Genomic DNA, 20,406 nt, shown 5'->3' with positions numbered 1-20,406 from the left:
GGGACTGACCGGTGGCCGCCGGTCAGTCCCACTGCCAGCTGAGACCGATGATGCCCGGGCGGGGGTCGACGACGACCAGGTGTGCGGTCTCCGACGCACCGATCCACAGTGGCGGGTCGAGCTGCCGCGGGGACTCCATCGTCAGTTGCCGGAACGGCACACAATTGGCAGGCACGTCACCGGCGAACTCGACCTGCAGCACGAACTGCCGGCTCGGCCTGGTGAAGCGGCGGTGGTAGAACGTCAGCTCCGGCCCGGGCGGAAAGATCCACTCGAACTCCACCACGGACCGCTCTCCCACCGCCAGCCGCTGATCGAGCATCAGCTCGGTGACCACCGCACCGGACTCCTCATCGGACCTGCTCCGGCCGAACCGGCAGTAACGCAGCCCGGTCAGCTGAGGCTTCGACGGCTCCTCGGTCCACAGGTAGATCACACAACGGTCGACACGATCGGCCCTGGCCTCCACCACCAGCCGGGTCCGTACAGCGGCCAGCTGGCGGTTCTCGTCGACCAGGACATGCTCATGGATGTCCAGATAGGCCAGCTGACCGTCCGGTGGCGCGTCCATTGCGGCCAGCAGGGAACTGTGCGCCGGCCACAACCGGCGTCGATCCAGGGCACCCGCCGGCCGCACGGCACGTCCCCGCGGCCGCGGTGGACCAAGCATCGACACCAGCGTCTCGGGCGGAAGGTCCAGAACCTCTTCCAGTGCACGGACGGCACGCAGGGACTCGGCTCGCTCCGGTCGGCTCCGGCCGTGCCGCCAGTAGCTCAGCGCTGCTCTGCTCACGCGTACATCGCGCTCGGCCAGGTGATGCTGGACCCGCTCCAGGCTGAGACCACGGACGTTCAGCGCGTGGTGGAGGGCTTCGGCGAACGTGCCGTGCCGCAGTAGACGGCGCAGTTCGCGGTCCACCGGTAACGAAGTCCGTCCAGCCATCGCACCTCCAGCCCGAGGTTGTCGGTAAGCCAAGGTAGTTTCGGAGTGTCCCCTTCTGGAAGGTGTTCTCGATGACGATTCCGACTCCGCCGGACCCGGCTGCCGCCGAGACGGTGAAGCACCTGCCGCACGCGATCACGACGTACCTGCGTGAGGCCGACCCGCAGCACAAGGCGAACGCGCACGACCTGCTGTCCGCATTCGCGCCGGATGCGACGGTCGTGGACGAGGAGAAGACTTACGTCGGTCACGACGAGATCCATCGCTGGCGGGAAGGCGCCGCGAGCCAGTACACGTACACGGTCGAGATCACCCACGCCGAGAAGCTCGACGACACCCACTACGTCGTCACCACCCATCTGGAAGGCAACTTCCCCGGCGGCGTCGTCGACCTCATCTACCGCTTCACGCTGGGCGAGGACGAGCTGATCAGCCACCTGGAGATCGCTCCTTAGTCGCCCCGTCGGGCATGAGAAAGTCTCTCGGGTGGAGATTCTCGAGATCAGCAAGAGCCTGGTGCAGTCGCTGCTGGACCAACAGCACCCCGATCTTGCCTCTCTGGACCTTCGGCTGGTCGACGGCGGCTGGGACAACCAGCAATGGCGACTCGGTGACGAACTCGCCGTACGGATGCCCCGTACGCCGCGCGCGCCCGGCCTCCTGCGCACCGAGCAACGGTGGTTGCCGGTGCTCGCGCCTCGGTTGCCGCTGCCGGTCCCGACTCCCGTGCGAATCGGCGAACCGTCGGAGAATTTCCCGCGGACCTGGACGATCACGACCTGGGTTGCCGGCGAACCCGCCGACCGCGCGCCCATCACCAGCCGCGCCGATGCCGAGGTGCTGGCCGGCTTCCTCAAGGCACTCCACCAGGAGGCGCCTCTCGATGCACCGACCAGTTCCTCGCGAGGTGCGTCGCTGAAGACTGCGAGCGGGTTCGACGAATGGATCTCGTTCGCTCCGGTCGAGCAGGCCGGGCGACTCCGCGAGATCTGGGCGGCTGCTGTCGCGGAACCGGACTGGGATCGCCCGCCGGTCTGGGTCCACGGCGACCTGCACCCGGCGAACATCGTCACCTCGAACGGTCGTCTCGCCGGCGTCATCGACTTCGGTGACCTCTCCACCGGCGACCCGGCGACAGACCTCGCCGCCGCCTGGGTACTCCTCCCCGAAGGCGCCGCGGAACCCTTCCTGTGGGCCTACGGCGCCGACGAGCCGACCATCCGCCGCGCCCGAGGCTGGGCCGCCCTCCGCTCCCTCATGCTCCTGTCCATCGGCGAAGCCGGGCGCAAGAACCTCCCCGGCGGCAAACCCACCTGGCACCCCGCCGGCACAGCCACCCTCACCCGCCTCCTAGCCGCCACCTAACCCTCCACCACCCACTCTGCGTTTGCTCACCTCGACCGGTGCTCCTGTGTGGCGGTGACTGGAGTGGTTGCCCGATGGTGAAGAGCGGAGTGCTCGCGGGGTGGCGTGATCGGAGCTGTTGCCGGGGGCATCGGGTTCGTAGCGTCCTGCTATGACCGCTCAAACTGGAAATCGTTCGCTGCGCCGGTCGCGGCTGACGGCGATGGCGCTCGGGGTGATGGTCGCCGGTGGCGGCAGCATGCTGGTCGCGTCCGCCGCCGAGCCGGAACCGGCCGCCATCAACGCATGTGTCGACAAGTACTTCGGCGACCTCCGGGTGATCAACCCGGCCAAGGGTGAAACCTGCCGGTTCTACGAAGTCGCAACCTCTTGGAACAAGCAGGGCCCCAAGGGCGACCCGGGCCTCCCAGGTGCGCCTGGTGCACCCGGCGCCAAGGGAGACAAAGGCGACAAGGGTGACCAAGGCCCGAAGGGTGACCCGGCCGACAGCACCGGCGTCGCCGTCTCGGCACCGATCCTCGTGAAGCAGGCCTTCAGGCCCGGCGAGGTACACAGCTGGGAGGCGAAGTGCCCGGCCGGCCAGATCGTCCTCAGCGGCGGCTACTCCGGCGACTTCAACGAGGGTGACGGACTCATCTACTCCACCTCGGAGCCGCTCTACTTCGCCCAAGGCTGGCGAGTCCAAGCGAAATACACCGGCACCGACCCGAGCGTCCAGGGCTACGCCTTCGCCCTCTGCGCCCCCGGCCACAGCACCGCCCAAGGCGGCTGACCCCATCAGACCAACAGCCGCACCCGCGTACGCCGTACGCAGGTGCACCCGTCGGACCGAATCCCCAACTGCCGTCGGACCAGGTCGCCAACGACCGTCGGACCGGGACGCGATCCGCTGGTGGCGGCGACCTCGATCCTGACCGCGGTCACCGGCATGCTCCAAGCCACCGACCGCATCAGCTACCTCGAGATCGCCCTCCACCCCCTCCACCGCCCACCCTCCCCCTCCCCATGCCGGCGCCCCGCCTGCCCGACTTCCGTGCCGTCGAACGCCGTTATTTCCCCCGATGTCGGGGAATAACCGGGCCATCGAGCGAAAGAACAGTGTTCGGCGGGGTTGGAGCGGGCGGGCAGAAGGAGCGGAGGGGTGGGGGCGGCGAAAAATAGTCGGAGGAAACTCCGGTTAGCGGGACTAGATCGGCAGGGTCGGTCGTTGGTGATGCTTAACGGGCTCACCAAATCGGCTGTTGTCTTGGAGGACATCCCTGATGGAAATCGGTCTGCAGGTTCCTGACTTCACCTGGCCGAACGGCGCGACGGCGCTCGGTCCTGAACTCGCGGAGGTGGCCCGGACCGCCGACCGGGTCGGCTTCGGCTACCTGGCGGTGATGGACCACTTCTTCCAGATCCGCGCCGTCGGTCCCGCGGAGAACGACATGCTGGAGGCGTACACCACCCTCGGATTCCTGGCGGCGCACACCGAGCGCGCGAAGCTGCTCACCGTCATCAGCGGCGTGCACTATCGCGAGCCGGCACTGCTGGCGAAGGCGGTCACCACCCTCGACGTACTGTCCGGCGGTCGTGCGCTGCTCGGCATCGGCGCGGGCTGGAACGAGGAGGAGTCACGTGGTCTCGGCTTCCCCTTCCCGCCGGTCGCCGAGCGGTTCGAACGGCTGGAGGAGACGCTCCAGTACGTGCTCAAGATGTGGTCCGACGACGACGGGCCGTTCGAGGGCAAGCACTACCAGGCCGAGCGGTTGCTGAACGTACCGCAGCCACTGAGCAAGCCGCACCCGCCGATCATGATCGGTGGTGGCGGCGAGAAGAAGACTCTGCGGTTCGTCGCGAAGTACGGCGATGCGTGCAACCTGTTCAACACGCCCGATCTCGAGCACAAGCTCAACGTCCTCAAGCAACACTGTGAGAACGAGGGCCGCGACTACGACGAGATCACCAAGACCGTCTACCAGACCCTCGACACCGGCGAGAACGGCGAGAAGACCGCCGAACTCGTCGACGAACTCGGTCGCCTGCACAATCTCGGCTTCGCCGCCGCCATCGGTGGCGTCCCGTCCGTCGAGAACCTGGAAGGCCTCGAGCGCCTCGGCGCCGACGTCATCCCAGCAGCCGCCAAGTTCTGATCCCCGCTTCGCGGGGCAATGTGCCGACGGACAGGAGGTAGCCGAGGGCAACTAGTGCACCCGAGCGCAAATCGGCCCCGGATGTACGCCGTACCCAGGTGCACTACCTGTCCGCCGGCACGCGGAGCACCCCGCGAACGGGCAGCCCCGTACCGGGCAAGCGGAGGAACGCCGCACCCGGGCAAGCGGAGGAACGCCGCACCCGGGGAGCGGAAAACGGCGTACCCGGGGTACGGGGAAGCGGGGGAACGCCGCATCCGGGGAAGCGGGGAACGCCGCATCCGGGGAAGCGGGGAACGCCGCATCCGGGGAAGCGGGGAACGCCGCATCCGGGGAAGCGGAGGAACGCCGCACCCGGGGAGCGGGGTACAAGCGGTCGGCGTACCGACGTACCCGGTGAGCCGGGAACGGCGTATCCGGGGTCGGCATACCGACGGACGCCGCGACCCGGCGTACCGGCGTGCGGAGCCCAACGGGTCAGTTCGCCGTCTTCGAAGCTTCCGGCCGGCTGCTCTGCCCGGGTGACCCCGGATCGGGCCTGGACGCACCTTCGCTTCTTCGGGTGTGTGTGGGCTCAACTCTTCCCGGCGGGGTTCGCCCCCTGTTCTGCCAAGGGGGTAACCAGCAGAAGGGGAGCTAAGCCCACACATGGCGTGCCGAAGCGGATGCTGGGGCGGGCTGTGGGGCTGGGATGCCGGATCGAGGTGAATTGGATCGGGGTGTTCGGGAGGGTTGTTCCGATGGACAGGAAGTAGCCGAGGGCAACTAGTGCACTCGAGCGCGAACTGGCAGCGGGTATACGCCGTACGGAGGTGCACTACCTGTCCGACGGAACACTCTCGCCGGATTGTGCGGAGAAGGCCCAACGAGCCAGTACGCCGTACGCCGGGCGCCGGGTTGTGCGGAGATGGCCGAGGAGCCAGTACGCCGTAGGCCGGATGCACGTGGATCGTCGTACCCGCGGACCGGTTTGCCTGGGGATGGGCGTGCCCGCGACCGGTTTGCCGATCGGCGTACCCAGAGGCCGAGTTGCCGACCGACGTACCGGGGGACCGGATTGCCGGGGGAGCGGCGTACCGAGGAGTCGGTTTGCCAGCCGGCGGACCGAGGACCGGCGTACCGGGGTTGCCGCGGATCGGCGTACCGGAGGACCGGTTCGCCGAAGGGCGGTCGCGAGGGTCGGAGATCCGTTTGCTGGGGATCGGCGACCCGGGTGCTGCGGGAGCGGAGGAGCGGCACCCGATGGGTCGGCCTAACGGGGTCGGCGCACCGCGCATGCCGGGGGAGCTGGGGCGGCAAGCGTCGGCTACCAGGGATCGGCCTACCCGCCGTACCGGCGTCGGCCTACCCGCCGTACCGGCGTCGGCGTACCCGCCGTACCGGGGACCGGATTGCCCGGGGGAGCGGGGGACCGGCGTACCGGGGGTCGGCGTACCCGCCGTACCCGGGCGTCGGCGTACCCGCCGTACCGGGGGAGAGGTGTACCGGCGTACGGGGGGTCGGCGTACCCGGCCTACCGGGGGTCGGCGTACCCGCTGTACCAGGGGGTCGGCGTATTCGAGGGATCTAGCGGGGTTTGCCTTCTCGCCATTCTCTTTCGAAGGGGAGGCGCCAGGCTCGGGGGGCGATGAGTTGGTGGATGGCGTTGGGGCCCCAGGTGCCGGGGGCGTAGGGCTTGACCGGGGGCGGGTCTTCGAGGAGGAGGGTCGAGTTCTCCCAGAGGGACTCGATGCCCTCGGCGGTGGTGAAGAGGGTGTGGTCGCCTCGCATGGCGTCGAGGATGAGGCGTTCGTACGCCTCCAGGACGTCACCGGCGGTCTCGGTTTCCTGGGTGGAGAACTGCATCGAGAGCTTCTCCAGCCGCATCCCCGGTCCGGGCCGCTTGCCGTAGAAGGACAGCGACACCCGCGACGAGTCGGCGAGATCGAACGTCAGGTGATCCGGTCCCTGCGACCCCACACCGGAACCGGTCGGGAACATCGTCTTCGGCGCCTCCTTGAAGGCGATCGAGATGATCCGCATGCCCTCGGCCATCTTCTTGCCGGTCCGCAGGTAGAACGGCACGCCGGCCCAGCGCCAGTTGTCGATCCCGACCTTGAGTGCGATGAAGGTCTCGGTGTCGGAGTCCGGCGCGACACCTTCCTCGGTCCGGTACCCGCCGTACTGCCCGCGGACCACCTCACCAGGCTGGATCGGCAGCATCGACCGGAAGACCTTGTTCTTCTCCTCCGAGATCGCCCGCGGCTCCAGCGCGGTCGGCGGCTCCATCGCAACGAACGCGAGAACCTGCATCAGGTGCGTGACCACCATGTCCTTGAACGCACCGGTCGGTTCGTAGAAGGTCGCCCGCTGATCCAGCCCGAGCGACTCCGGAATGTCGATCTGCACGTGGTCGATGAAGTTGCGGTTCCAGATCGGCTCGAACAGCCCGTTGGCGAACCGGAAGGCGAGGATGTTCTGCGCCGCCTCCTTGCCGAGGAAGTGGTCGATCCGGAAGATCTGCGACTCGTCGAACGTCTCGTGCACGAAGTCGTTCAGCTCGATCGCGGTCTGCAGGTTGCTGCCGAACGGCTTCTCCATCACCACCCGCGCCCGCTCGACCAGCTTGGCGTCGCGGAGCATCTGGATCACCGAGTGCGCGGCCTTCGGCGGCACGGACAGGTAATGCAGCCGCCGGGTATCCGGACCGAGCAGAGCCTCGGCATCCGCGACGGCAGCAGCGAGCGCCTCGGGCCCGGCAGTCGTCGGCACATAGGTGAGCCGCCCGCAGAACTGCTCCCACTCCTCGTCGGTGATCTTGTGCGTGCCGAACGTGTCGACGGCCTTCCGCGCGCGGGCCCGGAACTCGTCAGTGGTCAGCTCCTCGGTGGCAGTACCGATGATCCGTACGTCGGGCGCGAACCGGGATTGCTGCAGGTACGCCAGTCCCGGCAGCAGTTTGCGCTTCGCCAGGTCACCGGTCGCGCCGAACAGCACGATCACGTGCGGCGCGAGCGGCTCCAGATCCCGTCGGGACGGTCGCGAGCCGGGAGCTGGATAGGCGATCGTCTGGGTACGGGAGTCGGGCATTCTCGGTCCTCCTACGGATCACACCACAGGCACAAACGGCTTCAGTGTAGGCATGTCGACCGCCCCGAGGGCCTGCGCTCAGGCCGCGTTCATCAGACCGTCATAGGCGGCCATCAGGATCTCCAGGCCGCGCTCGTCACCGATCGGGCCTTCCTCCAGCATCTGATTCATCACGTACGCGACCGTGAGCTTGGTGTCGAGGTCGACCAGTACTAGCGATCCGCCCCAGCCGCCCCACGAACAGGACCGGCCTTGCAGGCTGTACCCCATTCCGTAGCGGAGCTGACGGCCCAGTACTTCGTCCACGCCGGCGAACTGCTGCTCGAGCACCCGTTCGGCGCCGGCCTTCGAGAGCAGGCGACTGGAGACCAGTGCTGACTGCACGGCCACGACCGATCGGGCGTTGCCGAATCCACCCGCCGATGGGATGTCGGCCCGCCGCCAGGCCTCGGTGTTGGCGAGCTCGGCCGGGATCGGCGGATTCGCGTCACCCGCAGCCAGGAACTCGGCTGCGCGGGTCGGCGGCGGGATGATCTCGGCGACCCGGTGGTCGTCGTCGGGCCGCACTCGCATCTGGAAGTCGGCGCCGAGCGGGCCGGCGACTTCCTCGGCGAAGAAGGTGCCGAACTCACGGCCGGTCACGCGGCGGACGATCTCGCCGAGCAGGTATCCCTGGGTGATCGAGTGGTACGCGCCGACCGTGCCGGGTTTCGTCGCCGGTGCTTGTTCGGCGAGCAGCCGGGTCATCGTCGGCCAGTCGAAGAGCTGCTCGGTCCGCAACGGTTGCTGCCAGGTCGGCAGGCCGGACGTATGCCCGAGCACGTGTCGCACCAGAACACTTTCCTTGCCTGCGGCACCGAATTCAGGCCAGTACTGCGCGACGGGGGCATCCAGATCGAGTACGCCGCGATCGGCGAGGACCAATGCGGTGAGGGCGGTCATCGTCTTGGTGGTGGACCAGACGCAGGTGATCGTGTCGCGCTCCCACGCCCGCGTGCGCTGCGCATCGGCGTACCCGCCCCAGAGGTCGACCACCAGCTCGTCTCCCACAGACACGGCGACGGACGCCCCGACGTCCTTCCCCTCCAAAGACGCGGCGAGCGCCAGCCACACCGCGTCAAAACGCCCGTCCCAGCTCCCCTGAATATCAGCCACAACCTCATCAAACCGCGCCTCCCACCCGCAAACCAATCAATTACTGTCTGGATCGTGGGTTGCCGTTCGTCGGTGTGGTGAGAGGAGGGATCGGATGAAGTACCTGTTGATGATCTGTGGGGACGAGAGTGCCGAGGAGTATGCCGACGCCGGGTGTGGCGGGTGGTCGGAGGAGATGGAGGCGCGTGGGGTCGTCGAGGGTGGCGCCGGGCTGCGGCCGCCGCATGAGGCGACGACGGTGCGGGTCCGGGATCACGAGCTGTTGCTGACCGACGGGCCGTTCGCGGAAACCAAGGAGCAGATCGGGGGCTTCGTTCTGATCAACTGCGCTGATCTGGACGAGGCGATCGAGATCGCGGCCAAGCATCCGGCAGCGGGGTACGGCACGATCGAGATCCGCCCGGTGCTGGAGTTTCCGCCGGCGTGACGTTCGAGGAGGTCTATCGGCAGGAGTGGGGCCAGGTGGTCGCCACGCTGATCCGCCTGACCGGGGACTGGGAGCTGGCCGAGGAGTGCGCGCAGGAGGCGTTCGCGGCGGCCCTGGAGCGCTGGCCGCGGGACGGCGTACCGCGGAAGCCGGGTGCCTGGCTCACCACCGCGGCACGCAACCGTGCGATCGACTGGATGCGCCGGGAGGCAGTCGGTGCCGCCAAGCTGCGAGAGGTGGCTGCCATGGAGAACGATGAGCCCGCGTACGACGTACCGGATGATCGGCTGCGGCTGATGTTCACCTGTTGCCACCCGGCCTTGGCGATGGAAGCCCGGGTCGCACTGACGCTGCGGACCTTGGCAGGACTTAGTACTGCGGACATCGCGCGGGCATTCCTCGTCCCCGAAGCCACCATGTCGAAGCGGCTCACCAGAGCCAAGCAGAAGATCCAGTACGCCGGTATCCCGTACCGCGTGCCGCCAGCGCACCTGCTGCCCGAGCGGACGCCCGCAGTACTGGCTGTGCTCTACCTGCTGTTCAACGAGGGCTACTCGGATGCTCGGTCCAGCCTGAGTGATGAGGCGATCCGGCTAGCCAGACTCCTAACCCAGCTCATGCCCGACGAGCCTGAGGCTGCTGGGCTACTAGCGCTCATGCTGCTGCATGACTCTCGGCGGGAGACGAGAGTGAGTGCTGACGGTGTACTGGTCACGCTTGAGGACCAGGACCGAACGCGGTGGGATCATGCACAGATCACCGAGGGCGAGCAGTTGCTCGACGCGACGCTACGGCTTGGCAACCCAGGTCCGTACCAAGTGCAGGCCGCTATAGCCGCCTGTCATGCGACAGCGCGGACTGCAGCCGACACCGACTGGCCACAGATCGCCGCGCTGTACGGGCAGCTCAAGCAAACTCCGGTGGTCGCACTGAACCGTGCTGTCGCGATCGGCATGGCTGACGGACCAGCAGTCGGGCTGAAGCTCGTGGATGAGTTGGCGGCGGGACCGCTGGCCGGCTATCACCTGCTGCCTGCGACCCGCGCGGACTTCCTCCGGCGTCTCGGGCGCTCGGTTGAGGCGGCGGATGCCTACCGAGAGGCGCTCGAGTTGGCGGCAACCGAAGCCGAGCGCCTCTATCTCAGCAACCGGCTCGCCCAGATCAGCTGAGAAACGAAGGAGAAGGTGTCCGTCCGGCGGTTTCCCGTTCGTCGGTGGGGTATGACGGAGATCAGAACTGCGGTGACGGGGGAGCGGGCCGACCTCGCCGTACTGCTGGAAGAGCTGCCCGCTGCGGACTGGGACCGGCCGACGCTGTGCGAAGGCTGGCGAGTGCGGGAACTGGTGGCGCACATCGTGATGCCGTACCGGTTGTCGACGGCCGGCTTCGTGCTGGGGGTGCTGCGGAACGGTGGGAGGTTCAACCGGTTCGCCGATCGGCATGCGCGACGCGAGGCGGCGGCTTTGTCGCCCGCCGAGTTGACCGAGACGCTGAAGAAGAACATCGACCATCCCTGGAAGCCGCCGGGTGGTGGAGACCAGGGTGCCTTGTCCCACGACGTGATCCACGGCCTCGACCTGACTGTTGCCCTGGGCATCGATCGACAGGTGCCGCCGGAACGCCTGCACCACATCCTCGACGACATGGATCCGCGCGGAGTCAAGTTCTTCGGCGTGGATCTCGACGGCATCCAGCTCCGGGCCACCGACCTCGACTGGACCTACGGCACCGGCGAACCTCTCACCGGCACCGCGCAGGACCTGCTCCTGGTGATCAGCGGCCGCCGGCTCCCACCAGGTCATCTGAACGGAGCCGACGCCGCCCGCTTCACAACTGGAGGCCCCCGATGATCATCAGCCTTCCAACCGAAAACCGGCGGCGCTCCTACACCTTCTATCAGGAGGCATTCGCCTTCGAGCCAGAAGCTGCCGTTGATGCGCTGGCGGTGAAGGCGGTCGACACCGCCTAGATACCGCCTAGAGCAGCCAGGGGCGCAGGGTGGTCGTCGGGCGGGCGGCGGTCCTGGCAGCGGTTCGCGCGGTGCCGGCCGGGTGGTGGCGGAACAGGCGCCCGCCGTACCGGAGCCAAGCCACCTTGCCGTCGGTGCCGCGGACGAAACTGGCCCTGGTGTGGGTCGGCTCGCCGGCAGGAGTGAGAGCGAGGACGTAATCCTTGCGGTAGAAGGGCAACCGGAGTGCAGGCTGCCCGTCCAGCGAGGCGAGCAGCTCGCCGTCGTCCGCCTTCAGCTCGAGCCCGAACTCACTCGGTTCGCCGTCGAAGCCGATCTGTTGCGACACATACGAGCCTTCGTACTCCGCCAGTCGGCGCGCCGGCAGTTCTCGCGGTACGGCGGGCAGGTTGCTCACACCGGCGAATTCGCGCAGCGCCCAGTCGTCGGCGAACAACTCGGCCACCAGCGCCGGCCCGCTCTCCGAGTTCGTCAGCAGCGTGATCGCGAAGTCGCGCTTCGGCACCATCAGGAATCCGGAGTGCTGCCCCGACCAGTCGCCGCCGTGCTGAACGACAGTCGGCCCCTCGGCGGTCGGCCGCAGCATCCAGCTCACCCCGACCCCGTTGAGCTCGACGAACAACGTGCCGCCCGGCCCAGGGTTCGACTGCATCGCGACCCGCGTGCGATCGCCGAGGAGCCTCGGGAGCCCCGGGTGGCCCAGCTGGAACCGTGCGTAGCGGAGTTGGTCGCGAGCGCTCGAGATCAGCCCGCCGGCCGCGTGCAACCCGCGCGGGACCCGGTCGAACGACGGCTCGACGACCGGCTTGCCGTCGACGATGTTGTGCGACGCGGCCACGCTGAAGCCGCCGAGTTCGCTCCGGAAGAACCGGCTGTGCCGAAGGCCGAGCGGGTCGATCAGCAGCTCGCGAACGGCGGTTTCGTAGGGCTTCCCGGTGACGACTTCGAGAATCCGCCCGGCGACCCCGATCGCCGCGTTGTTGTACGAGAAGACCCGGCCGAGCGGGGTCAGCTGCGGCACCTTCGTCATGTCGGCGACGTACCGCTCCAGCGCATCGGCCTCGTCGCCGGTGTCCTCGAAGTAGTCGCCCTGCCAGCCGGCCGTGTGGTTGAGCAGTTGGCGGACGGTGACCCGGGCCGAAACCGCCGGATCCTGGGTCCGGAAGTCCGGCAGGTACGCACGGACCGGGCGGTCGAGGCTGATCCGGCCGCGCTCGGCCAGTCGCATGATCGCGGTGGCGGTGAAGGTCTTGGTGGTCGAGCCGATCCGGAACACGGTGTCGGCGGTGACCGGCGACGGCTGGTCGACGTTGGTGATGCCGAAGCCGCGGGTGTATTCGCGACCGCGGTACCAGAGGCCGAGGCCGACACCGGGGATCGCGTACTTCGCCATCCCGGCCTCGATCTTCTCGGCCAGCCGCGCGATCGAGGCGGACTCCCGGGCAACGGTAGGCCTGGTGGCGATCGGGCTTGCGGTGGCAGACAGAGTGGGAAGAGCGGCGACCGGTACGGCGACCGCGGCGGAGCGGAGCAGGGTACGGCGGGTGAGCGACACAGCGACTTCTCCTCGAGTGGCGGGGAAATTGCTTCCGTTCACGCTATTATTACCAAACTTGGGACCAATGGGGACCCTGAAAGAACCCTGACGGAGCACCCCTGTGACGAGTGAGACCGAGTCGCCGACGCCGATGTCGGACGTGCTGCTGCACCCGATTCGGTGGCGGATCGTGCAGCGGGTGCTCGGCCGGGAGCTGACCACGACCGAGCTCAAGCGCGACCTGCCCGACGTGCCGAGCACAACCCTCTACCGGCACGTCGCCGTCCTGATCGATGCCGGCATCCTCAGCGTCGTCCGCGAGCGCAAGGTCCGCGGTACGACGGAACGCACGCTGACACTCGACCAGACCAAGGCCGGCCGGATCGACGAGGCCGAGGCGCGCGCGATGACGCCGGAACAGCACCGGCAGGGCTTCCTGCTGATGCTCACCCGGCTCGCAGCGGACTTCGAGCGCGCCGTCGAGCGCGGCGACCTCACCTCACGACTGACTCAACTCGGCTACGGCCAACTCGCCCTGTACGTCGACGCCGCCGACCTGGAAACCGTCCGCCAAGGTATCAACGCCGTCGTCGAGCCCTACCTCCAACAATCCCCAGCCAAGGACCGAGTCTCCCTCTCCCTCATCGCCCTCCCCGACATCTGATGAGGCGGAGGGGCGGCGGGCTCGTTCGCCCTCCCCTCCGCTTTCCCTTGTCTTACCGGCGCCGCAGTTCGGCGTTGGCTATGGCTGGCGGGGTTGCGTTGTAGTTGTCTGCGGGGTCCAGCTCGGTGCCTGGTGGAACGATCTCGTCAATGCGGTCGAGGATGTCTGCGGAGAGATCGAACTCGGCGGCAGGCAGCAGACTGTCGAGCTGCTCCTGGGTCCGCGGACCGATCAGCACCGACGTCACTGCCGGATGCGCCCGCACGAACGCGACCGCCAGCTGCGGCAACGTCATACCGGCTTCGTCAGCAAGCGCACTGAGCTTGCCCACCGCGGCCGCCTTCAACGCACCCGTCGAGGTCGTCGGGTCGTAGTGATCCGGCCGCGTCGACGCCCGATGCGACGACAACAGGTCCGCCCGCCCGGACAACCACCCGCCGTTCAACGGACTGAACGTCAGTACGCCGAGGTCGTACCGCTGCGCGACCGGAAATACGCTGCCCTCCGGCCGCCGCGTGAAGATCGAGTACATCAACTGCTCAGTCAAGAACCGATGCGTACTACGCCGCTCCGCGGCCCACTGCCCCTCGACGATCGTCTCCGCCGGGAACATCGACGACCCGAACGCCCGGATCTTCCCCGCCTGGACCAGATCCGACAGCGCGGCCAAGGTCTCGCCGACCTCCGTCTCGTGATCCGGCCGGTGCAGCTGGTAGAGGTCGAGGTGATCGGTGCCGAGCCGGCGCAGGCTGTTCTCGACCGACTGGATGATCCATCGCCGGGAGGCGCCGCGCTGATTCGGATCGGTGCCCATCGGCAGCCCGAACTTGCTGGCCAGGACGACGTCGTCGCGCCGGCCTTTGAGCGCCGTACCGACGATCTCTTCGGACTCGCCGGCCGAGTACACGTCGGCGGTGTCGATCAGGTTGATGCCGGCGTCGAGGGCCCGGTGGATGATCCGGACCGAGTCCTCGTGATCCGGGTTGCCCATCGCGCCGAACATCATCGCGCCGAGGGAGATGTCGCTGACCGAGATGCCGGTCGCGCCGAGGATTCTGCGGTGCATGGTGGTGCCTTTCTCTTGGTTCTTCGATCACAGCACCGCCGGGCGCCGAAGCGTGAGCCTGATGCTGGCACCGGCTTGCGCGATCCTGCTCGGTTGGGAGCTGGCACACTGGAGAGGTGGACCTGCTCGACGAACTCCGCACGCTGATCATCCGGCATGCCGTCGGCCAGCGCGGGCACAGCAAGGAGCTGCTGGACGGCGTACAGATCAGTCGCGTCGACGAACCGACCGGACCTAGCGCCGGCGTCGCCCAGCCGTCGGTGGCGATCGTTGCCTCTGGCATCAAGCAGACGCTGCTCAACGGGGTTTCCTACGAATACCAGGCCGGGCAGTTTCTGGTAGCGTCGCTGGATCTGCCGGTGATCGGTCAGGCGCTCAAGGCGAGTCCGGACGAGCCGTTCCTGGTGGTCAGCCTCCGGCTCGACCCGGTCGAGATCGCACCGCTGCTGCTCGAGACGCCGGCGCGCCCACCGCAGTACGGGGGTCTGGTGGTCAGTGACGCGACGCCGGAGTTGCTCGATCCCGTCGTTCGGCTGCTGCGGATCGCCGACCGGCCCGACGATGTACGGGTGCTCGCGCCGGGGATCCGGCGGGAGATCCTGTGGCGGTTGCTGACCGGTGAGCAGGGCGCATTGGTTCGGCAGATCGGGCTGGCCGACGGGATGCTCGCGCACATCTCGGAGGCGATCCGGTGGATCCGCCGGCATCACAACGAACCGTTGCTGGTCGCCGATCTGGCTGAGCTGGCCGGGATGAGCCCGTCGACCTTCCACCGGCATTTCCTCGCCGCGACCTCGATGACGCCGATCCAGTTCCAGAAGCAGATCCGGATGCAGGAGGCCAGGATTCTGCTGCGTACGCAGGCGCTGACGGCGGCCGAGGTCGCATTCCAGGTCGGCTACACCAGCCCGGCGCACTTCACCCGGACCTACCGCCAGGCCTTCGGCGTGACGCCAGGCGAAGACCGGGCCTCTTCCTGAGCTAGGCAAAGATCGGGCAGTTTCCTGCCACTTCATCACTGGGACCGCACGGGCTGCTACAACCAGTGAATGCGCAAACTCGGGATCATCTTCGCGGCGGCGCTGACCGCCCTGCTCCTTCCTCTGCAAGCCCAGGCCGTCACCGGTTGGCGGATCGTCGGCTCCGACAACGCCCGGCCGCTGGACGAAGGTCAAGGACTCGCCACGGTGACTAGGAACGGCAGTACGGCGTACCGGTACACCGGGTCGGCGACCGTCCCACTTGACCTCTTGATCCAGGGCTGGAATCACGTCGGCGATCCGGGCGCCGCCGGCGGCTGGTACGTCGAGCCGTATCAGCGGGACGACCGGGGCGCCAAGCTGTTCCGGGTGCAGTCGCCGGCCGGCAAGTGGGTCAGCTACAAGCACGCGCTGGAGTCCTGGGAAGCCAGCAACAACAGCTTCGCTGCCGTCTCGCCGAACCAGCAGTGGATGGTGAGCGGTGAGTGGGGAACGATGGACCGTCTCCTGGTGATGCCGATGCCGGGAGTTGCCGCTACCGATCCGACGAAGAACCTGCCGATCGTCTCGGCGATCCGGTTGAACCATCAGGTCCGTGACGTCCAGGGCTGCGACTTCGTCACCGCCACGCAGTTGCTCTGCTCCTCCGACGACCCGGACGGAACACTCTTCGGTACGACGAAGCCGCTGCTGCAGGTCGATCTCTCGGCACCGGTCGGCACCTCCGACGTCACCGGAACGGTCACCTCACTCGGCCAACTCCCACTGCAAAGCAGTTGCACCGGCAACTTCGAGGTCGAAGGCATCGACTACTACGAACCCGACGCCACCCTCCGCGTCGTCGTACTGTCACCAGGCGCCTGCATAGCCCTAGACAGCAAGACCTACCGCTTCCAGCGCTAATTGCAGTCGCTCCGGCCGGGGGATTCCCCGACCGGAGCTTTCAGCGGGGCGGCCAGCAGTTCGCGGACGATCAGCGTCGTCCACTTGCCGTCGAGCACCTGGAGCGTCCGGGCGACGCCACACGACGTACCGGGATGACTCAAACTGGCGGAGCTGATCGGCCGCCTGGGTGCATAGGATGCGCGCAGGCCGGGGGATCGGTGCGGACTGGGGGCTTGGTGTGGAGAAGGCGAAGAGTGTGGTCGGCGGGCTCGTCGTCGTGCTGGTGCTGGTGGTGGGGATCTCGTGGCTGGTGCGGAGTTGCCAGGCGAAGATCCACGCCGATGCCGCGCCGATCGAGGCGTACTTCGCCGCCATCCGGACCGGTGATTCAGCGGCCGCTTGCGCGCTTCTCACCGACGGAGCCCGCGCGAAACTGATGACCGAACAACAAGCCCCGACCTGCGAAGCTGCCGCCGGTGCTCTCGCCGAGGGGCTGACGGCGGAGGATCGCGATCAGCTCGCGAAGCCGGTCAAGGTCCGGCAGTACGCCGTCAGCCAGTCGCGCAAGGAATTCGAGCTCGCCAAGGCCCCGCTCGGCACCGACGTCTACATCATCACCAACAACCAGATCACCGACTGGGGCTGGAACGCCCACAAACTCCTCGACTAACGAGCGGCGGGCGAAATGACTTCGACCGCGCGGCGGCGGGTCGAATCGGGGAGAGGGATGCCGCCTATCGAACCGCGGCGTCGTGGTCGGGCTCGCTCACCGGGACCTCGCTGACCTGCAGATCCAGCCCGCCGCGGCGCAGCGGGCCGAGCTGGTCGTTGAACTGGATCTCCTGGACCACGGTGGCCCCCACCCGGCCAGCCTGTTACCAGCCGCATCACCGCTGCGCGGGTGCCGATCTGCAGAGCAGAGCGTCGTCGGCTCGGTGGCGCCGTGTCAGGGGCCGCGTCAGCACCGTGGCTGTCCGCTGTCAGGCCGGCCCCCGATCGTGGTGGTCGTGATCAGGTCATCGATCGCCCCCGTATCCGGCACCCGCGTCCCCGCGGGTGCCGACGCCTCGACGAACACTCAGGAGAGCACCATGCACACCTTTGACACCCCCGCCCCGATCTCCGCCGTCCTGAACCTTCCCGCCGGACGTGTCCAGCTGGTCGCCGCCGAGCGGGCCGACACCACGGTCGAGGTGCTGCCCGCGGACGCCTCGAAGGGTCGCGACGTGCGGGCAGCGCAGCAGACCACGGTCAGCTACGCCGACGGCGTCCTGCGCATCGACACGTCCGAGTCCAAGAACCAGTACTTCGGCCCTTCCGGGGCCATCGAGGTGAACGTCCAGCTACCGGCCGGCTCCCGCCTCGAGGCCAAGGCCGGCGCCGCCGAGCTGCGCGGCGTGGGACGCCTCGGCGCGGTCACCTTCGACGGCGCGTACCGCCAGATCACACTGGACGAGACCGATAGCCTGCACCTCACCGCCGCCGACGGCGACGTCCAGATCGGTCGGCTCGGCGGCCCCGCGCAGATCAGCACCGCCAGGGGCGACATCCGGATCACCGAGGCGGTGCCCGGCTTGGTCACGTTGCGCACCCAGGCCGGCTCGATCACGATCGGCGCGGCCGCCGGGGTCTCCGCTCGCCTGGACGCCGGCACCTCACACGGCCGCATCAGCAACGCGCTGAAGAACAACGGCACCGCCGAGCTCGACATCCACGCGACCACGGCCGACGGCGACATCACCGCCCACAGCCTCTGAACTCTGCCGGGACCCGGTCCGCCACCCTTCTGTCCCGTCAGTGGATCACGGTCTACCAGGCCACTGACGACTGACACCGCACCCGCGGAAAGGGCCCGCCGAGGATGAAGTCCGCTCGGTGGGCCCTGACCAGCACGGCGCTCGGCTGCGTGTCGCGGTCCTCGCACTGCTGCTGGACTGACAGAAAGGTCCTCGCATTGCTGCTGGACTGACAGGAAAAGCCCGTGACCTGTGGTCACGGGCTTGATCTTCGCGCGCCCCCGGCAGGATTCGAACCTGCGCACCCGCCTCCGGAGGGCGGTGCTCTATCCCCTGAGCTACGGGGGCTCAGGAACGAGCAGAACATTAGCAGGAAATCTGGCGTGCTCTGACCACCGGGGGGTGGCCGTGGCGGCGTACGGCGTACCAGTTGCTGCAGTGGGTACCGGGAAGCTGCTGACGTAGAAGGAGGTCAGGGTCGGCTGCAGGGAGTTTCACCGGGGGAGACCCTGAACGGGCCCTGGGACTTGTGCGCGGCGGGATCTGGTGGGCCGGGCGGGGAGTCATAGTGGTCGTAAGCCCAACAGCCGAAAGGAAATCTCATCATGGCTAGCGCACTGGTTCGTCCGCGGAACGACCGTTGGATCGGCGGTGTCTGTTCGGGTCTGGCACGGCGGTTCGGCATCTCCTCGAACGTGATGCGGCTGATCTTCGTCGTCAGCATCCTGCTGCCCGGTCCGCAGGTACTGATCTACATCATCCTCTGGATGCTGATGCCCGCCGAGCGCTGACCAGGCCCCGGTTCGCTCATGCCGGGAGCAGGCGTGAAAACCTGCTCCGCATGAGAGCCAGCGACTCGGGAGGCCGGCGCCGTACGAGGCTGCTGGCCGCTGCCGGCGTACTGAGCCTGCTGCCGATGACCACCGGCTGCCAGGTCGGGCCGGCGCCGGCCGCGCCCGCGGAGTTCCGGGTCACTGCACCGCCATGGGATGCGCCGCGCGACGCGGTGTCGTACATCGATAAGGCCGGCTTCGAGCGACTGCCGCTCGACTTCAGCGGGCCCGCGCCGTACACGTTGAAGATCGCCGTCAACGTCGACGGGAAGTCGGTGCAGCTCCCGCCGGACATTGGTGTCGACCGGCGCCGCGCCGAGCAGGCGGCGGTCCACACGCACGGCACCGATGGCACCGTCTGGGTCGAGGCGAAGACGACCGCGGAACGGCCGACGCTGAAGCAGTTCTTCGAGCTGTGGGGTGTGCGGTACGACGGCAAGTGCGTAGGCGACGCATGCGGGGGAGTCACGGTCCTGGTGAACACCCGACCGGCGCCCTGGGACACCCCGCTCGTCCGTGACAGCAAGATCCAGGTGACCGCCAGACGCTGATTGGCAGGAACCGGGCAAACGCCTTTGCTCCGGTACTACGTGAGCTTGGCTGGACCTAGTAGCCGAACTTCACGGAGGTCAGATGTTTCGCACGGCAGCAACCGTCGCCGCAGTACTCGTCCTGCTGACTGCGTGCGGCGGCAAGGACGACACCGGTACGCCGGCGCCCGGTACTCCGACTGCCCCGAGCACACCGGTTTCAAGCGAGCCCCTGTCCAGCACACCTGTGCCCAGCGAGCCGACTCCGACCACTAGCCAGCCGACTACTGCCAAGCCGCCAGCACCGACCAAGCCGCCTGCACCGAAGGCTGCGGACGGGAACAATCTCAAGGCCTGTGCGGATGCGATCTGCGAGGTCTACGTGAAGACCGGTACCCGGATCCCGGTCAAGCGCAGTGTGCTCGGCTTCAGCACGCTGACGGTCAGCCGGGTGAGCGGCGGCAGCGTCGACTTCGGCGCCAAGAGCGGCTGCTGCAGCCTCGGCGCCGGTGGTCAGCAGACCGGCAGCATCTTCCGCATGAACGACCTCAAGGTCACCACCGTCGTAGTCATCGGCCCCACCGCCATCCTTCGCCTTCACCCTGCGTGACCAACTGATCCCTTGCTGCCGGAGACGGCCAGCACTACGTTTCGCTCCATGATTCGCACGGTCGCGGCCATTGCCGCCGTCGTCGCCCTGGTGGCGGCATGTTCCAGCAACGACGACAAAGGCACCCCGGCGCCGACGACAGCTCCAGTCAGTACACCCGCCAAGCTGCCCGTCACCAAGGCGGCCGACGGCAACAACCTGAAGGCGTGCACCGACGCGGTCTGCGAGGTCTCCGTGAAGACCGGCAGCCGGATCCCGGTCAAAGCCAGCATCTTCGGCTTCTCCACCCTGATCGTCACCAAGGTCTCCGCCAAGGGCGTCGACTTCGGCGCCAAGAGTTCCTGCTGCAGCGTCAGCGCCACCCAGCAACAACCCGGCAAAACCGTCCGCCTCAACAAGATGGACATCACCACCGTCACCATCACCGCCCCCACCGCCATCCTCCGCCTCAAACCCGCCTGAGCCCGCCGCCCGGGCGGGCGACGTACCGGGCTGTGGATGG

General features: G+C 67.8%; 25 protein-coding genes and 1 tRNA gene. 17 read left to right on the top strand and 9 right to left on the bottom strand.

The window, feature by feature from the left end; translation table 11 throughout:
- Positions 1 to 22 precede the first annotated feature (22 nt).
- Entirely contained in the window at positions 23 to 943 is a 921-nt protein-coding gene (locus ABZ004_RS16080; RefSeq protein WP_355680618.1) for a helix-turn-helix transcriptional regulator, read from the bottom strand.
- Positions 944 to 1,014: 71 nt separating this feature from the next.
- Here ABZ004_RS16080 and ABZ004_RS16075 point away from each other — a divergent pair, with 71 nt between their 5' ends.
- From ABZ004_RS16075 to ABZ004_RS16065, 3 genes are all read left to right on the top strand, one after another.
- Positions 1,015 to 1,398, top strand: coding sequence for a nuclear transport factor 2 family protein (locus tag ABZ004_RS16075; RefSeq protein WP_355680617.1), 384 nt, complete (start codon positions 1,015 to 1,017; stop codon positions 1,396 to 1,398).
- 31 nt (positions 1,399 to 1,429) lie between these two features.
- On the top strand, positions 1,430 to 2,308 hold the full coding sequence (locus ABZ004_RS16070) for an aminoglycoside phosphotransferase family protein (protein WP_355680616.1): 879 nt from the start codon (positions 1,430 to 1,432) through the stop codon (positions 2,306 to 2,308).
- 151 nt (positions 2,309 to 2,459) lie between these two features.
- Positions 2,460 to 3,080: a collagen-like protein gene (locus ABZ004_RS16065; protein ID WP_355680615.1), complete on the top strand. Its 621-nt coding sequence runs from the start codon at positions 2,460 to 2,462 to the stop codon at positions 3,078 to 3,080.
- Between the two features lie 5 nt (positions 3,081 to 3,085).
- On the opposite strand, the gene ABZ004_RS16060 is transcribed toward ABZ004_RS16065, so the two are convergent.
- Positions 3,086 to 3,259, bottom strand: coding sequence for a hypothetical protein (locus ABZ004_RS16060; protein ID WP_355680614.1), 174 nt, complete (start codon positions 3,257 to 3,259; stop codon positions 3,086 to 3,088).
- A gap of 311 nt (positions 3,260 to 3,570) precedes the next feature.
- Between ABZ004_RS16060 and ABZ004_RS16055 the strand changes: the two genes are divergently transcribed.
- A complete protein-coding gene (locus ABZ004_RS16055) occupies positions 3,571 to 4,443 on the top strand; it encodes an LLM class F420-dependent oxidoreductase (RefSeq protein ID WP_355680613.1) in 873 nt (290 codons plus the stop codon).
- A gap of 1,566 nt (positions 4,444 to 6,009) precedes the next feature.
- Here the strand turns inward: ABZ004_RS16055 and zwf are convergent.
- Positions 6,010 to 7,512 carry a glucose-6-phosphate dehydrogenase gene (gene zwf, locus ABZ004_RS16050; protein WP_355680612.1) on the bottom strand — a complete coding sequence of 501 codons (1,503 nt, stop codon included), beginning with the start codon at positions 7,510 to 7,512 and terminating at the stop codon, positions 6,010 to 6,012.
- A gap of 78 nt (positions 7,513 to 7,590) precedes the next feature.
- The gene (locus ABZ004_RS16045; RefSeq protein ID WP_355680611.1) at positions 7,591 to 8,667 is read right to left on the bottom strand and encodes a serine hydrolase domain-containing protein; all 1,077 of its coding nucleotides are present in this window, start codon (positions 8,665 to 8,667) and stop codon (positions 7,591 to 7,593) included.
- Between the two features lie 94 nt (positions 8,668 to 8,761).
- Here ABZ004_RS16045 and ABZ004_RS16040 point away from each other — a divergent pair, with 94 nt between their 5' ends.
- The 4 genes from ABZ004_RS16040 to ABZ004_RS16025 are packed head-to-tail and all read left to right on the top strand — an operon-like array spanning position 8,762 to position 11,063.
- Positions 8,762 to 9,094, top strand: coding sequence for a YciI family protein (locus ABZ004_RS16040; RefSeq protein WP_355680610.1), 333 nt, complete (start codon positions 8,762 to 8,764; stop codon positions 9,092 to 9,094).
- Positions 9,091 to 10,263: an RNA polymerase sigma factor gene (locus tag ABZ004_RS16035; RefSeq protein ID WP_355680609.1), complete on the top strand. Its 1,173-nt coding sequence runs from the start codon at positions 9,091 to 9,093 to the stop codon at positions 10,261 to 10,263. The genes ABZ004_RS16040 and ABZ004_RS16035 overlap by 4 nt, the downstream gene beginning before the upstream one ends.
- A 51-nt stretch (positions 10,264 to 10,314) precedes the next feature.
- Positions 10,315 to 10,944, top strand: coding sequence for a maleylpyruvate isomerase family mycothiol-dependent enzyme (locus ABZ004_RS16030; protein ID WP_355680608.1), 630 nt, complete (start codon positions 10,315 to 10,317; stop codon positions 10,942 to 10,944).
- Complete coding sequence (locus tag ABZ004_RS16025; protein WP_355680607.1) at positions 10,941 to 11,063, top strand: hypothetical protein; 123 nt, start codon at positions 10,941 to 10,943, stop codon at positions 11,061 to 11,063. The genes ABZ004_RS16030 and ABZ004_RS16025 overlap by 4 nt, the downstream gene beginning before the upstream one ends.
- A gap of 7 nt (positions 11,064 to 11,070) precedes the next feature.
- Here the strand turns inward: ABZ004_RS16025 and ABZ004_RS16020 are convergent, their stop codons facing one another.
- Complete coding sequence (locus ABZ004_RS16020; protein ID WP_355680606.1) at positions 11,071 to 12,618, bottom strand: serine hydrolase domain-containing protein; 1,548 nt, start codon at positions 12,616 to 12,618, stop codon at positions 11,071 to 11,073.
- Positions 12,619 to 12,721: 103 nt separating this feature from the next.
- On the opposite strand from ABZ004_RS16020, the gene ABZ004_RS16015 reads away from it, so the two are divergent.
- Entirely contained in the window at positions 12,722 to 13,264 is a 543-nt protein-coding gene (locus ABZ004_RS16015) for a helix-turn-helix domain-containing protein (RefSeq protein ID WP_355680605.1), read from the top strand.
- Between the two features lie 52 nt (positions 13,265 to 13,316).
- On the opposite strand, the gene ABZ004_RS16010 is transcribed toward ABZ004_RS16015, so the two are convergent.
- A complete protein-coding gene (locus ABZ004_RS16010; protein WP_355680604.1) occupies positions 13,317 to 14,330 on the bottom strand; it encodes an aldo/keto reductase in 1,014 nt (337 codons plus the stop codon).
- Positions 14,331 to 14,446: 116 nt separating this feature from the next.
- Here ABZ004_RS16010 and ABZ004_RS16005 point away from each other — a divergent pair, with 116 nt between their 5' ends.
- Together ABZ004_RS16005 and ABZ004_RS16000 are read left to right on the top strand one after the other, a co-directional pair.
- Positions 14,447 to 15,310, top strand: a complete 864-nt coding sequence (locus ABZ004_RS16005; protein ID WP_355680603.1) for an AraC family transcriptional regulator — start codon at positions 14,447 to 14,449, stop codon at positions 15,308 to 15,310.
- Between the two features lie 69 nt (positions 15,311 to 15,379).
- On the top strand, positions 15,380 to 16,213 hold the full coding sequence (locus tag ABZ004_RS16000; protein WP_355680602.1) for a hypothetical protein: 834 nt from the start codon (positions 15,380 to 15,382) through the stop codon (positions 16,211 to 16,213).
- Here ABZ004_RS16000 and ABZ004_RS15995 read toward each other — a convergent pair.
- Positions 16,210 to 16,356: a hypothetical protein gene (locus ABZ004_RS15995; protein WP_355680601.1), complete on the bottom strand. Its 147-nt coding sequence runs from the start codon at positions 16,354 to 16,356 to the stop codon at positions 16,210 to 16,212. The two genes, ABZ004_RS16000 and ABZ004_RS15995, sit on opposite strands and share 4 nt — an antisense overlap.
- A 35-nt stretch (positions 16,357 to 16,391) precedes the next feature.
- Here ABZ004_RS15995 and ABZ004_RS15990 point away from each other — a divergent pair, with 35 nt between their 5' ends.
- Positions 16,392 to 16,865: a hypothetical protein gene (locus tag ABZ004_RS15990; protein WP_355680600.1), complete on the top strand. Its 474-nt coding sequence runs from the start codon at positions 16,392 to 16,394 to the stop codon at positions 16,863 to 16,865.
- Between the two features lie 64 nt (positions 16,866 to 16,929).
- Here ABZ004_RS15990 and ABZ004_RS15985 read toward each other — a convergent pair whose 3' ends face one another.
- Positions 16,930 to 17,058 carry a hypothetical protein gene (locus tag ABZ004_RS15985; RefSeq protein ID WP_355680599.1) on the bottom strand — a complete coding sequence of 43 codons (129 nt, stop codon included), beginning with the start codon at positions 17,056 to 17,058 and terminating at the stop codon, positions 16,930 to 16,932.
- A 228-nt stretch (positions 17,059 to 17,286) separates the two neighbouring features.
- On the opposite strand from ABZ004_RS15985, the gene ABZ004_RS15980 reads away from it, so the two are divergent.
- Positions 17,287 to 17,952, top strand: coding sequence for a DUF4097 family beta strand repeat-containing protein (locus tag ABZ004_RS15980; protein WP_355680598.1), 666 nt, complete (start codon positions 17,287 to 17,289; stop codon positions 17,950 to 17,952).
- 255 nt (positions 17,953 to 18,207) lie between these two features.
- Here the strand turns inward: ABZ004_RS15980 and ABZ004_RS15975 are convergent.
- Positions 18,208 to 18,279 (bottom strand) — tRNA-Arg (locus tag ABZ004_RS15975).
- 257 nt (positions 18,280 to 18,536) lie between these two features.
- Here ABZ004_RS15975 and ABZ004_RS15970 point away from each other — a divergent pair.
- The 4 genes from ABZ004_RS15970 to ABZ004_RS15955 all read left to right on the top strand — a co-directional run bounded on the left by ABZ004_RS15970 (position 18,537) and on the right by ABZ004_RS15955 (position 20,366).
- Complete coding sequence (locus ABZ004_RS15970; RefSeq protein ID WP_355680597.1) at positions 18,537 to 18,722, top strand: PspC domain-containing protein; 186 nt, start codon at positions 18,537 to 18,539, stop codon at positions 18,720 to 18,722.
- Between the two features lie 50 nt (positions 18,723 to 18,772).
- A complete protein-coding gene (locus ABZ004_RS15965) occupies positions 18,773 to 19,315 on the top strand; it encodes a hypothetical protein (protein WP_355680596.1) in 543 nt (180 codons plus the stop codon).
- An 82-nt stretch (positions 19,316 to 19,397) separates the two neighbouring features.
- Entirely contained in the window at positions 19,398 to 19,904 is a 507-nt protein-coding gene (locus tag ABZ004_RS15960) for a hypothetical protein (protein WP_355680595.1), read from the top strand.
- Between the two features lie 48 nt (positions 19,905 to 19,952).
- Positions 19,953 to 20,366, top strand: a complete 414-nt coding sequence (locus ABZ004_RS15955) for a hypothetical protein (RefSeq protein WP_355680594.1) — start codon at positions 19,953 to 19,955, stop codon at positions 20,364 to 20,366.
- Positions 20,367 to 20,406 lie beyond the last annotated feature (40 nt).

Origin of the sequence: Kribbella sp. NPDC006257, from assembly GCF_040613535.1 — a bacterium.
In the GTDB taxonomy this organism is placed as follows: domain Bacteria; phylum Actinomycetota; class Actinomycetes; order Propionibacteriales; family Kribbellaceae; genus Kribbella.
The sequence above is the reverse complement of the archived record's forward strand: the minus strand, read 5'-3'. Positions and strand labels throughout refer to the sequence as shown.

What these genes read in the sequence shown, in the direction of transcription:
- ABZ004_RS16000 (WP_355680602.1), top strand. Translation starts at nt 15,380, where the DNA reads ATGCGCAAACTCGGGATCATCTTCGCGGCGGCGCTGACCGCCCTGCTC.
- ABZ004_RS15965 (WP_355680596.1), top strand. Translation starts at nt 18,773, where the DNA reads ATGAGAGCCAGCGACTCGGGAGGCCGGCGCCGTACGAGGCTGCTGGCC.
- ABZ004_RS16010 (WP_355680604.1), bottom strand. Translation starts at nt 14,330, where the DNA reads ATGCACCGCAGAATCCTCGGCGCGACCGGCATCTCGGTCAGCGACATC.
- zwf (WP_355680612.1), bottom strand. Translation starts at nt 7,512, where the DNA reads ATGCCCGACTCCCGTACCCAGACGATCGCCTATCCAGCTCCCGGCTCG.
- ABZ004_RS15990 (WP_355680600.1), top strand. Translation starts at nt 16,392, where the DNA reads ATGCGCGCAGGCCGGGGGATCGGTGCGGACTGGGGGCTTGGTGTGGAG.
- ABZ004_RS16055 (WP_355680613.1), top strand. Translation starts at nt 3,571, where the DNA reads ATGGAAATCGGTCTGCAGGTTCCTGACTTCACCTGGCCGAACGGCGCG.
- ABZ004_RS16040 (WP_355680610.1), top strand. Translation starts at nt 8,762, where the DNA reads ATGAAGTACCTGTTGATGATCTGTGGGGACGAGAGTGCCGAGGAGTAT.
- ABZ004_RS16065 (WP_355680615.1), top strand. Translation starts at nt 2,460, where the DNA reads ATGACCGCTCAAACTGGAAATCGTTCGCTGCGCCGGTCGCGGCTGACG.
- ABZ004_RS15980 (WP_355680598.1), top strand. Translation starts at nt 17,287, where the DNA reads ATGCACACCTTTGACACCCCCGCCCCGATCTCCGCCGTCCTGAACCTT.
- ABZ004_RS16075 (WP_355680617.1), top strand. Translation starts at nt 1,015, where the DNA reads ATGACGATTCCGACTCCGCCGGACCCGGCTGCCGCCGAGACGGTGAAG.
- ABZ004_RS15970 (WP_355680597.1), top strand. Translation starts at nt 18,537, where the DNA reads ATGGCTAGCGCACTGGTTCGTCCGCGGAACGACCGTTGGATCGGCGGT.
- ABZ004_RS16060 (WP_355680614.1), bottom strand. Translation starts at nt 3,259, where the DNA reads ATGCGGTCGGTGGCTTGGAGCATGCCGGTGACCGCGGTCAGGATCGAG.
- ABZ004_RS16080 (WP_355680618.1), bottom strand. Translation starts at nt 943, where the DNA reads ATGGCTGGACGGACTTCGTTACCGGTGGACCGCGAACTGCGCCGTCTA.
- ABZ004_RS15955 (WP_355680594.1), top strand. Translation starts at nt 19,953, where the DNA reads ATGATTCGCACGGTCGCGGCCATTGCCGCCGTCGTCGCCCTGGTGGCG.
- ABZ004_RS16025 (WP_355680607.1), top strand. Translation starts at nt 10,941, where the DNA reads ATGATCATCAGCCTTCCAACCGAAAACCGGCGGCGCTCCTACACCTTC.
- ABZ004_RS15960 (WP_355680595.1), top strand. Translation starts at nt 19,398, where the DNA reads ATGTTTCGCACGGCAGCAACCGTCGCCGCAGTACTCGTCCTGCTGACT.
- ABZ004_RS16030 (WP_355680608.1), top strand. Translation starts at nt 10,315, where the DNA reads ATGACGGAGATCAGAACTGCGGTGACGGGGGAGCGGGCCGACCTCGCC.